Source organism: Macromonas bipunctata (assembly GCF_002837135.1).
Lineage (GTDB): Bacteria > Pseudomonadota > Gammaproteobacteria > Burkholderiales > Burkholderiaceae_C > Macromonas_A > Macromonas_A bipunctata.
This window is the reverse complement of the sequence record NZ_NWBQ01000046.1, coordinates 9923-21184: the sequence shown is the minus strand read 5'-3', so window position 1 is coordinate 21184 and position 11262 is coordinate 9923. Positions and strand designations below refer to the sequence as shown.

Below are 11262 nucleotides of genomic sequence, written 5' to 3'. Positions count from 1 at the left end.
TACGGATAAATTCTTAGGCCCGTGGTCTCGGGGGTTTGCAGCGCGTGCAGCACCTCGGCGGCGGGCAGGGCGTGCCAGGCCACCGGGGGCGTGTCGGCGCTGGAGGGTGGATGCGTCTGGTGCGTGGTCATGGCGGGCCTTTCGGGTCTCAATGGGGGTGGGCGGATGTGGCAGCGGGGCTGCAGCGGGCCAGGATGTGCGCGCTCATGCCCTTGGCCAGCTCGTGTTCTTCCAGGAACACCGTGCCCCAGCCTTCGTCGGCCAGCAGGCGCGCTTCCTCGGCGTTGTGGCTGCGCAGCACCACCTGGATGCCGGGGTTGAGCTTGCGCGCAATCTCCACCATCTTGCGCGCCTGCAGCGCGTCGGGCACCGCCACCACCAGCATGGCAGCGTTGGCCACATGGGCCTGAATCAGCACGGCGGCGTCTTCGGCGTTGCCGCTGACGGCGGCGTGGCCCTGCTGGCGCAGCCAGTCCACCAGCTCGCGGTTCTGTTCGGCCACCACCACCGGCACCTGCTGTTCGCGCAGTTGCCGTGCAATGCGGCTGCCGACGCGGCCGTAGCCCACCAGCAGCACGTGTCCTTCGATGTTGGCGCGCTGGGTGCTGGCGGGCAGTTCGGCCAGTGGGTCGTCGCGTTGCTCCAGCCGCCGCGCCAGGGCCGAGCGCGCCAGCAGCCAGCCACGCATGGGTTCCACCGCCGAGAACAGTGCCGCGTTGGCCGCAATCGACAGCAGCGCCACCGCCAGCACCAGGCTCTGGCCTTCCACCGGCAGCAGGCCCAGGCCCACCCCCAGCCCGGCCAGGATGAACGAGAACTCGCCAATCTGCGCCAGGCTCACCGCCACCGTCAGCGCGGTGTTGAGCGGGTAGCGGAACGCCAGCACCAGCGCCGCAGCTGCCAGCGTCTTGCCCACCATCATCACCACCACCACCGCCAGCAACTTGAGGGGTTGCTGCCACACCACCGCCGGGTCAAACAGCATGCCCACCGAGACAAAAAACAGCACCGCAAACGCGTCGCGCAGCGGCAACGATTCGTCGGCGGCGCGGTGGCTGAACTCCGATTCGCGCATCATCATGCCGGCAAAGAACGCACCCAGCGCAAACGAGACATCGAACAGCTTGGCCGCGCCAAACGCCACACCCACCGCAATAGCCACTACGCTCAGGGTGAACAGCTCCTGCGAGCCGGTGCGCGCTACCCACCACAGCAGCTTGGGCAACACGCGTCGCCCCACCACCAGCATCAGCACAATGAAGGCGCTGACCTTGGCCAGCGTGATGCCAACCGTGATCCAGACGCTGGAGGCGGTCTCCACCGGAATGGCGCCACTGGCGTCGGTGCCCGCCAGCACGCCCGAGAGCGCAGGCAGCAACACCAGCACCAGTACCATCACCAGGTCTTCCACCACCAGCCAGCCCACCGCAATCTGGCCGTTGACGGACTTGAGCAGGCCGCGTGCCTCCAGCGCGCGCAGCAGCACCACTGTGCTGGCCACCGACAGGCACAGCCCGAACACCACCGCCGCGCCCAGGCTCCAGCCCCACAGCAGGCTCAGGGCCGCACCCAGCACCGTGGCCACGGCAATCTGCACCATGGCACCCGGCACGGCAATCTTCTTGACCGCCATCAGGTCTTGCAGCGAAAAATGCAGCCCGACGCCAAACATCAGCAACATCACGCCAATTTCGGCCAGCTGGCCCGCCAGCCCCACGTCGGCCACAAAACCGGGCGTGCCCGGCCCGATCAGGATGCCAGCCAGCAGGTAGCCCACCAGCGGTGGCATTTTGAGCCGTGCAGCGACCAGGCCAAAAATCATGGCTAGGCCAAAACCAGCAGCAATTGTTGCGATCAGTGTGACATCATGCGGCATCTAGGCTCCTAAAATTCAGAAATGGCGTAGGGCCATTATCCCCAACTTCAAGATGGAGCCGCCGTTGGGAACGAGGTTCCCGCAAGGCCCAAGTCAAACCCGTTGTGGCCCTTGGCGTGGGGTGGTGGGGGCTTGCATGGGCCAGGCCAGCAGCAACCACAGCAGCGTCAGGCCAGCGCAGGCGGCAAACACACCGCTGTGCCCCCAGTGCTTGGCCAACCAGCCACCCACTGCACCGCCCACAAAAAAGCCCACCGATTGCAACGTGTTGTACACCCCCAGCGCCGCACCACGCGCGTGCGCCGGGGCCAGCCGCGACACCAAGCTGGGTTGGCTGGCCTCCAAGGTGTTGAAGCCCAGAAAAAACGCCAGCAAAGCCAACCCCAGTCCGGCCACCGAGGCGCTGCCTGCGCTGGCGCTCCACCACAGCCCCAGCTGCACCAGCAGCAGCAGCCCGATCGAGACCAGGAACACCGCACGCAGGTAGCCGCGCCGCTCCAGCCGGAACAGCACCCCGCCCATCAGCACAAACGCCAGCACCACCGCAGGCAGGTAGACCTGCCAGTGCTCGGCCTTGGCCAGTCCGGCCTGCACCAGCAACGCGGGCACCGCCACCCACATGGCCAGCTGCACCGCGTGCAGCACGAACACCCCGGCGTCGAGCCGCAACAGGCCGGGGTGGCGCAGCACCTCGCGCAGGCCACCGCGTGCGGCCGGGCGGTGCGCGGGCTCGGCCGGCACCACCCACACCACCAGCGCCATGCCAGCCACGGCCAGCGCAGCGGTCAGGGCAAACAGGCCGTGCAGGCCAATGTGTGCCGCCAGCACCGGCGCCAGCACCAGCGACAGCGCAAACATCAGCGCAATGCCAATGCCCACCAGCGCCATCGCCTTGGTGCGCACGCTGTCGCGCGTCAGGTCGGCCAGCAGGGCGGTGACGGCGGCGGAGATGGCCCCCGCACCCTGCACCGCACGGCCCGCCACCAGCCAGTCCAGCGTGGGCGCCCAGGCCGCCAGCACGCTGCCCACCGCAAACAGCGCCAGCCCCAGCACAATCACGCGCTTGCGGCCCCAGCGGTCCGAGGCCAGCCCCAGCGGAATCTGCAGCAGCGCCTGCGCCAGGCCGTAGATCCCCATCGCCAGCCCCACGCGGGCCGGGTCGTCGCCGCCGGGCAGGCGCGCCGCTTCCAGCGCAAACACGGGCAGCACCAGGAACAGCCCGAGCATGCGCAGCGCAAAAACACTGGCCAGCGCGGTGCTGGCGCGCCGCTCGTCGGCGGTCATGTGGTGGAGGTCGGGGTGGGGGGCAGAGGTGGTATCGGGCACAGCAGCAACGCGGGCACCCCAGGGTGCCCGACAAAAAGTCCAGGCAAGCCCGAATTGTCGTTCAAGCGTTACAACAGTGCGCTGCGGTAGGCACCGGCCCCGATCAGCAGCCGGTCGTTGATGGCGCGCACGAACGACGACTTGCCCCGCACCTCGCCCGTGGCCGGGCTGATGATGTTGTACTCCACCCAGCCGCCGCCCTGGTCGGCGCGCTCCCAGGCGTCGCGCAGCAGCTGGTCGGCGTCCACGCCCGGGGCGTCGTGCAGCCGGGTGCCGTTCTTGCGCTGGTCGGCGCCCATCACCTGGTACACGCCGTTGCGGTCGAACACGAAGATGTAGAGGTCGCGGTCGATGAAGGGTGCGCTGTAGAAGCCCTGCGCCGCACGCTCGTAGCCCTGCTGCTGGATCAGCGTCCAGGCGTCCTCCACCAGCTGGCGCGCCTCGTCGGCGGTGCCCTGGGGCAGCTTGATGTGCTGCACGGTGTGGCTGAGGTCCTGCGTGCGGCGCATCAGGCGATCCGAGCGCTGGGTGGTGCGCTCCACCATGTCGCCGTTCTGGTTGGTGATCTGGTCGAGCGCGTTCATGGCCTGCACCACCTCGCCCAGCGCCGCGCTTTGCTGCTGGCTGGCGCTGGCCATGCCGTCGATGCGGCCGGCCATGTCGCGGATGCCTTGCACCAGCGTGTCCATCACGCCGTTGACGGAGTGGATCTCGCCCACCGAGGTCTGCACGCGCTGGTTGGATTCGGCAATCAGCTGGCGCACCTCGCTGGCGGCGGACTGGGTGCGCTGGGCCAGGTTGCGCACCTCGGTGGCCACCACGGCAAAGCCCCGGCCCTGCTCACCGGCGCGCGCAGCCTCGACGGCGGCGTTCAGGGCCAGGATGTTGGTCTGGAACGCGATGCTGTCGATGGTGCCGATGATCTCGGTCATGCGCCTGGAGGTGGCCTCCAGCGTGCCCATGCCTTGCATGGTCTGGTGCATCAGGCCGCTGGCGGCTTCGGTGTTGTGGTGCAGCTGGTTGCTCACGCGGCTCATCTCTTGCGCGGCGCTGGCGTTGCGGGTCACGGTCTCGGCCACCTCGCGCACGTTGGCCGAGGCCTGCTCCAGGCTGGCCGCCTGCGACTGGGTGCGGTCTGACAGGTTGAGGCCGTCCTCGACCAGGTTCTCGCCCATGTGGCCCAGCACCGCCGAGACGCTGCGCATGTCGGCCACCAGCCCCGACAGGCGCTTGAGCATGGTGGCAAAGGTGGCGCCCATGCGGGCCATCTCGTCGCTGCCGGGCACGTGCACCACGTTGCTGAGGTCGCCCTGCGTGGCCTGCTCCATCACGTGGTTGAGCTGCTGCAGGCTGTCGAGCGTGGCGCGGTAGAACGAGGCCATGCCGTACGCCAGCAGCAGCAGCACCAGCGCCGCCCCGGCGCCTTCGAGCCACAAATCGATCAGGTAGCCGTCGGCGCGCGCCTGCAGCAGCGCGCTCAGGCGCTGGCCGGCCTGCTGGCTGAACTGGGTTTGCGCTTGCAGCACGGCGCTGGCGTCGTTGAGGTACGAGGTCACCTCGCCCATCACCATGCCGCTGCCCAGCGTCAGGCGCACCACGTCGGCAAACTGCTGGGTGCGTTGCTGGGTGTCTTTCCATTGGGGGGGGCAGGGTCTCGCCCGCGCGCTCCAGTGCCGCCACCGCTTCCTGCAGGCGGCCGAGCTGGCCCAGCAGCTGGTCGGCCAGGCCGCCCACGCGCACGGCGTCGTTCACGGCCTCGTCGCCGCGCAGCAGGGCGCTGGTGCCCTCGGCGCGCATCAGGTCGGTGGTGTCTTGCAGCAGCACCAGGCGTTCGGCCACCATGTCCATCCAGAAGTAGGAGGCGGCCTCAGGATCGAGCAGCAGCTTGGAGGTCTCGCCATTGAGCGTGAGCAGGCCGTGCAGCAAATCCAGCGCCTTCTGGTGCTCCAGCATGGCCTGCAGCCGCTCGCCGCTGGACCAGTTGGCCTGCGCCAGCTGCTGCAGCACACCGCGCAGCTGGGCCCAGCGTTCGGCCAGTGCCAGCTCCGGGCTGGCCTGCACCTGGGCGTCCAGCGCGTTCATGGCCTGGGCCAGCTGCTGGCGTGCCTGGTCGCGTTGTGCGCCCGCTGCCGCGTTGCCCGACAGCGCGATGCTGGTGTACGAGCGGTGCTGGTGCAGCGCCTGCGCCACCGCCGTGATGCGCTCCACCACCGCCACGCCCTGCAGCTCCAGCAACGCCAGCTGGCGCTGCTGCCACTGGCCGCTGATGAGCATGGCCCCCACCACCACCAGCAGCGGCAGCAGCAGCGTGGCGGCCATGCCCAGCATTTTCAGCGTCATGGGCATGCGCCGCATCAGGGCAATACCGGGGGCCAGCAGGCGCGGGGAAGGGGGTGCAGAACTCATAGGCCTCGCATCTTACAAGGCGCCACCGGCCCGCAGGCCCTCACATGCTCATGTTGCGGGTTTACCCCAATCAGCGCAGGGCCGCCCGCATGCGTTCGATTACCTGGCTGTAATCAGATTGACCAAAAATAGCACTGCCGGCCACAAAGGTGTCGGCGCCAGCGTCGGCCACGCGGCGGATGTTGTCGGCCTTGATGCCGCCGTCCACCTCCAGGCGGATGTCCTTGCCGCTGGCTTCGATGCGCTTGCGCGCGGCCTCGATCTTGCGCAGCGCCGAGTCGATGAAGCCCTGACCACCAAAGCCGGGGTTGACGCTCATGATCAGGATCAGGTCGATGTCGTCGATCACCCAGTCCAGCACGTCCAGCGGCTCGGCGGGGTTGAACACCAGCCCGGCCTTGGCCCCTTTGGCCTTGATGGCCTGCACGCTGCGGTGCACGTGGGTGGAGGCGTCGGGGTGAAAGCTCACCAGGTCGGCCCCGGCGTCGATAAAGGCCCCGGCCAGCGCATCCACCGGCTCGATCATCAGGTGCACGTCGATCGGCACCGCCACGCCGTCGGGCGTCTTGGCGTGCGGCTTGAGCGCCTGGCAGATCATGGGGCCGAACGTGAGGTTGGGCACGTAGTGGTTGTCCATCACGTCGAAGTGGATCCAGTCGGCGCCAGCGGCAATCACGTCTTTGACTTCCTCGCCCAGGCGGGCAAAGTCGGCGGACAAAATGGAGGGGGCAATGCGGTAAGTGGTCATGGGGCGTGATTTTGGCAGCTGGCGGGCCAGCTGGTTAACATTGGCGCCATGCCCAAATACGAATTTTCCTGCCAGGTCGAGCCGCAGTACCTGGCCGAGCAGTCCGACCCGGCCGCCGGGGTGTACCTGTTTGCGTACACCATTACCATCACCAACACGGGCCAAGTGGCGGCGCAGCTGATCGCGCGGCACTGGACCATCGAGGACATGCGCGGCCACGTGGAAGAGGTCAACGGCCTGGGCGTGGTGGGCCAGCAGCCGCTGCTGCGCCCCGGTGAATCGTTCCAATACACCAGCGGCGCGCCACTGCGCACCGCCACCGGCACCATGCGCGGCAGCTACTTCTGCGTGGCCGAGGACGGCACCCGCTTCGAGGCTGAGATTCCGCTGTTCGTGCTCGACAGCGGTGCGGGCACGCCGGGCCGCGTGCTGCACTGAGGTCGCCCATGCCGTCGCGCCACCAACTGCCGCCCCTGCTGGCCGGACTCGACCCCGACGCGCCGCTGGCGCAGCGCCACCTGTGGCTGATCCGCGTGGTGGCCTGGGTGCGCGGCGAGGCCACCGACGTGCGCGCCGCGCTGGTGCGCGTCCACCAGCTGCTCGACGCGGTGCAGGCCGACCCCGTGCTGCAGCAGCGCTGGCAGGCCTGGTGGCGCGTCTTCACCACCACGCTGGACATGACGCCACTGCTGGCCGACTTTGGCTTTGCGCCGCGCACCGCCTTCTTGAGCGAGCTGGGGCGCCGCCTCAGCCTCAAGCTGCTGCCCAGCACGCCCGAGACCACCGACAGCAGCGAGCTGTTCGGGCTGGTGTTCTCGCACCCGTTTGACGTGCGCTGGCTGCGCGCGCTCGACACGCCCACGCTGGAGCGCATGCGCCAGCTGCTGCTGGCCGACCCGGCGCAGACCAACGCCTGGGCGGTGACGCTGCTCGACGCGGTGGTGTTTGCCGCCAGCCAGATCAGCGCCACCGGCTTTGCCGCCGAAATCCGCAGCCGCATGTCGCCCGAGGTGTTGCAGCGCCGCCCGTTCCACGGCCTGCCGCAGTGCCTGGAACGCTGGCGCAGCGCGGTGCTGATGCACGGGCCGCACAGCGCCACCGCGGCCGATGCCGTGGCCGCGCTGCAAGCGCAGCTGGAGGCCTGCCGCCGCGCCAGCAACACCGTGTACGCCCACCTGGAAGAGCACGGCATCTCGGTCGGCATCGTGTTCCGGCTGCGCCAGTTGCGCGAGCGCGTGCTGCGCATCCACATGCTGCTCGACGCCCTGCACTCGGCCCAGCCCGCGCGCGCCACCGTGGCCCTGCTGGCCGACCTGGTGCAGGTGGGGCGCGACAACCGCAGCCTGCGCACCTTGCTCTCCAGCAGCACCCAGCTCATGGCGGCCAAGGTGGCCGAACGCAGCGCCCAAACCGGCGAGCACTACATCACCCGCAACCGCGCCGAATACCGCCAGATGCTGCGCTACGCCGCTGGCGGTGGCGCCGTGCTGGGCCTGACCACCTGGGGCAAGTTCGCGCTGGGCGTGCTGGGCTGGTCGGCGTTCTGGGCCGGGCTGGCGGCGGGGCTGAACTACGCCTTGTCGTTCGTGCTGATCCAGTTGCTGCACTTCACGGTGGCCACCAAGCAGCCCGCCGTCACGGCCCCGGCCATGGCGGCCAAGCTCAGCCACATCCGCCACCCCCGCGCCATGCGCGCCTTTGTGGACGAGGTGGCGCACCTGCTGCGCTCGCAGATTGCCGCCATTGCGGGCAACCTGGGGCTGGTGGTGCCGGTGGTGCTGCTGCTCAACGCCGGGCTGTGGGCCAGCGGGCGCCACTTCATGATCGACGCCGACACCGCGCGCTACGTGCTGGCCAGCCACCAGGTGGGGGGGGCGTCGGTGCTGTTTGCCGCCTTCACGGGCGTGCTGCTGTTTGCCTCCAGCATCGTGGCCGGGTGGGTCGAGAACGCCTTTGTGTTGCACCGCATCGACTCGGCCTGGCGCTACAACCCGCGCTTCACGCGCTGGCTGGGCGCGGCGCGTGCTGCGCGCTGGGCCAGCTTCATGCGCCGCAACATCTCGGGCCTGGCCGCCAACATCTCGCTGGGCCTGATGCTGGGGCTGGTGCCCGCCTTTGCCGCCTTCTTTGGCCTGGGGCTGGAGGTGCGCCACGTCACGCTCTCGGCGGGCCAGATCACCGCAGCGGCGGTGGCGCTGGGCTGGCAGGTGCTGGGCACGCCCGAATTCTGGAGCGCCGTGGCGGCCGTGCTGCTGATTGGGCCCATCAACCTGGCCATCAGCTTCTACCTGGCGTTCCGCGTCGCCTTGCGCGCGCACAACATCAGCGCCGTCAACCGGGGCCGCATTGCCGCCGCCATCCGCCGCCGCCTGCGCCGCCAGCCCTGGAGCTTTGTGCTGCCACCGCAGGAGCCGTCCGATGGGCGAGTTTGACCTGATCCGCCGTTACTTTGCCCAACCTGCTGCCCAGCTGTGGGGCGGGGCGGTGGCGCCGCCATCGCTGGTGCTGGGCATCGGCGACGACTGTGCGTTGCTGGCGCCCGAACCCGGCCAGCAACTCGCCATCTCCAGCGACATGCTGGTTGAAGGCCGCCACTTCTTTGCCGATGTCGATCCGGCCACGCTGGGCCACAAGGCGCTGGCCGTCAACCTGAGCGACTTGGCCGCCATGGGCGCCACGCCGCTGGGCTTCACGCTGGCACTCGCACTGCCCCAGGCGGACGAGGCGTGGCTGGCCGCTTTCAGCCGCGGCCTGCTGGCGCTGGCGCAACAGCACCGCTGCCCGCTGGTGGGTGGCGACACCACGCGCGGCCCGCTCAACCTGTGCATCACCGTGTTCGGCCAGGTGCCTGCGGGGCAAGCCCTGCGCCGCAGCGGTGCCCAGCTGGGCGACGACATCTACATCAGCGGCACCGTGGGCGATGCCCGCCTGGCGCTCGAAGCTTTGCTGGGCCACACCACGCTGCCCGCGGACGTGCTGCAACGCACCCGCCAGCGGCTCGAATGTCCCACCCCCCGGCTGGCGCTGGGGCAAGCCCTGCGCGGCATTGCCACCGCCGCCGCCGATGTCAGCGATGGCCTGCTGGGCGACTTGGGCCATATCCTGACCGCTTCGGGTGTGGGGGCTGAGTTGTACCCCGAAACCCTGTTGCAGTCCGCCGCCGTCAGCGATGCTGTGCGCCAGCAACCCTTAGAACTGGCTTGGACTTGCGCGCTGGCTGGCGGCGACGATTACGAACTCGTGTTTACCGCTCCGCCCACCGCCCGTGCCGCTGTACAGTTTGCCACAGAACGCGCACACACTGCGGCGACACGCATTGGTCGTGTTGCCGCTGGACGTGGTGTGCTGCTGCTGGGGGCCGATGGTCATGCTTTGCCGCCAGATCAAATGCCCATCTTGCGTGGCTTCGACCACTTCAGCTAAACGCCGGCGGGCTGACTCAGACTTTATGAGCTATATGACACGCATCCATAATGTTGCATTGCAACAATGCGGTAAATTTACGGTTAGCACGAGACATCTTCTTTATAATGGTTTTTCCCTTGTACGTACCTAGTGGAGTTAGATTATGGCAAAAAAGAAAACCTCGAAGCGCAGCCTAATGCGCCGTTCGGGCAAGAGTCAGTCCGTAGTAGCAGCTGGTTTGGCCGCAGTGGTGGCCGATCAGGTGTTGGCCGATGGTGCGGGTGTTCGCAGTTTGCTGGGGCAACCCACCGATGCGGGCACCGCGCTCAATGCCAGCCAATTGGCGGCCATTGAACCGGTAGCCTTGCCCGAGTCGCTGGATTCCAGTGCACCTGAAGTGCGCGACATTGCCGCAGCCGAACCCGAGGCTGTCGCTGAAGAACTGTTGGCCATACCTGCCGATGGCGTGGCCCCGGAACAAGACGTGTTGGTGGCCCAAGCCGATGTGGCTGTGCCCGCTGAATCTGTTACCGATACAACGGCGGAGACAGCAGGTCAAACCGCTGCTGTTGCCAAAGGTGAGGCTGATGCCGCGACTGTCTTGACTGCTGCTGAAGGCGCTGGGGCGTCGGTTGCTGCTGCGTTTGCGGCAGTGCCGCCAGCGGCCATTGTGGCTGGTGTGGCGGCGGTGGGTTTGGCGGCTGTTGCATCGAGTGGTGGTGATGGCGGGGGACTCCCTACGGACGCGCCCAAGGATATCAACGGAACAGACAATTCTGATATCCTGCGTGGAACAGACGGGGCAGAGGTTATTAAAGGTAACGCCGGTAATGATCTCATTTGGGGACGTTTAGGTGCAGATATTATTGATGGTGGTGCCGGTGCAGATACGTATGTATTGGTCGGTTCTTTGTCCGCTACCGATATCGAAAAATATCTGAGTAGGTTTGGCTCTGGCAATGTTTTCAGTACGGACGGTGCAGGCGGCAAAATAGACCTGAGCCAATTGTCATCCTACTTAAAAGATCTTTTAACAAGTGGTAGCGGTAGATCTGAAAGTGATGCATCTGGAAAAAATATTCATGCCACAGCAGAAGACACATTAGTTATTTTTGGTACGGTTGATCTAAGTGAAGTTAATGGGGGTGCTCCGTTAGGGGTTGGAAAGATTCTGATTAACTCACGGGTAATTTTATCTGTTCAACAATTGTTGGATCCTAATCTTTCTGAAATTGGATCAGCCAGTGCAGATAGCCAAATTGTTCTGGATTTGCGTGGGTACACAGGCCCAGCACTGGACTTTTCACATTTGACGCTGAGTGGGATTAAGAGCTTTGTGATTGCTCTTGCCCCAGGACAGAGTCTTCCTGAAGGGACAATTCTTCCTAAAGATGAGTATGGTAATTCGGTTGAACCACAAAAAGTTGAAATTCAGGCTGGCGTTGATTTAGGTGGATCTGATTCTGGTTTGCCACCTGAGCCTACGGACGCGCCCACCGAT

At 66.8% G+C, this 11262-nt stretch carries 8 protein-coding genes and 1 pseudogene; 5 read left to right on the top strand and 4 right to left on the bottom strand.

Annotation, left to right across the window (positions count from 1 at the left end; translation table 11 throughout):
- Window positions 1-148: 148 nt before the first annotated feature.
- The 3 genes from CON76_RS07060 to CON76_RS07050 form a co-directional block, all read right to left on the bottom strand.
- Window positions 149-1876, bottom strand: a complete 1728-nt coding sequence (locus CON76_RS07060) for a cation:proton antiporter domain-containing protein (RefSeq protein ID WP_101102661.1) — start codon at window positions 1874-1876, stop codon at window positions 149-151.
- 93 nt (window positions 1877-1969) lie between these two features.
- A complete protein-coding gene (locus tag CON76_RS07055; protein WP_101102662.1) occupies window positions 1970-3160 on the bottom strand; it encodes an MFS transporter in 1191 nt (396 codons plus the stop codon).
- A gap of 110 nt (window positions 3161-3270) precedes the next feature.
- Window positions 3271-4800: a methyl-accepting chemotaxis protein gene (locus CON76_RS07050; RefSeq protein ID WP_101102660.1), complete on the bottom strand. Its 1530-nt coding sequence runs from the start codon at window positions 4798-4800 to the stop codon at window positions 3271-3273.
- Here CON76_RS07050 and CON76_RS07045 point away from each other — a divergent pair.
- Window positions 4772-5740: a hypothetical protein gene (locus CON76_RS07045; RefSeq protein ID WP_169929010.1), complete on the top strand. Its 969-nt coding sequence runs from the start codon at window positions 4772-4774 to the stop codon at window positions 5738-5740. The two genes, CON76_RS07050 and CON76_RS07045, sit on opposite strands and share 29 nt — an antisense overlap.
- Here CON76_RS07045 and rpe read toward each other — a convergent pair.
- A complete protein-coding gene (gene rpe, locus CON76_RS07040) occupies window positions 5679-6356 on the bottom strand; it encodes a ribulose-phosphate 3-epimerase (RefSeq protein ID WP_101102658.1) in 678 nt (225 codons plus the stop codon). The genes CON76_RS07045 and rpe overlap by 62 nt on opposite strands.
- A gap of 48 nt (window positions 6357-6404) precedes the next feature.
- Here rpe and apaG point away from each other — a divergent pair, with 48 nt between their 5' ends.
- The 4 genes and pseudogenes from apaG to CON76_RS13705 form a co-directional block, all read left to right on the top strand.
- Window positions 6405-6794 carry a Co2+/Mg2+ efflux protein ApaG gene (apaG, locus tag CON76_RS07035; protein WP_101102657.1) on the top strand — a complete coding sequence of 130 codons (390 nt, stop codon included), beginning with the start codon at window positions 6405-6407 and terminating at the stop codon, window positions 6792-6794.
- Between the two features lie 8 nt (window positions 6795-6802).
- Window positions 6803-8788, top strand: coding sequence for a site-specific recombinase (locus CON76_RS07030; RefSeq protein ID WP_101102656.1), 1986 nt, complete (start codon window positions 6803-6805; stop codon window positions 8786-8788).
- Window positions 8775-9779 carry a thiamine-phosphate kinase gene (gene thiL / locus CON76_RS07025; protein WP_101102655.1) on the top strand — a complete coding sequence of 335 codons (1005 nt, stop codon included), beginning with the start codon at window positions 8775-8777 and terminating at the stop codon, window positions 9777-9779. Before CON76_RS07030 ends, thiL begins: the two co-directional genes overlap by 14 nt.
- Window positions 9780-9924: 145 nt before the next feature.
- Window positions 9925-11262 (top strand): annotated as a pseudogene (locus CON76_RS13705) (hypothetical protein); the annotation flags it as partial.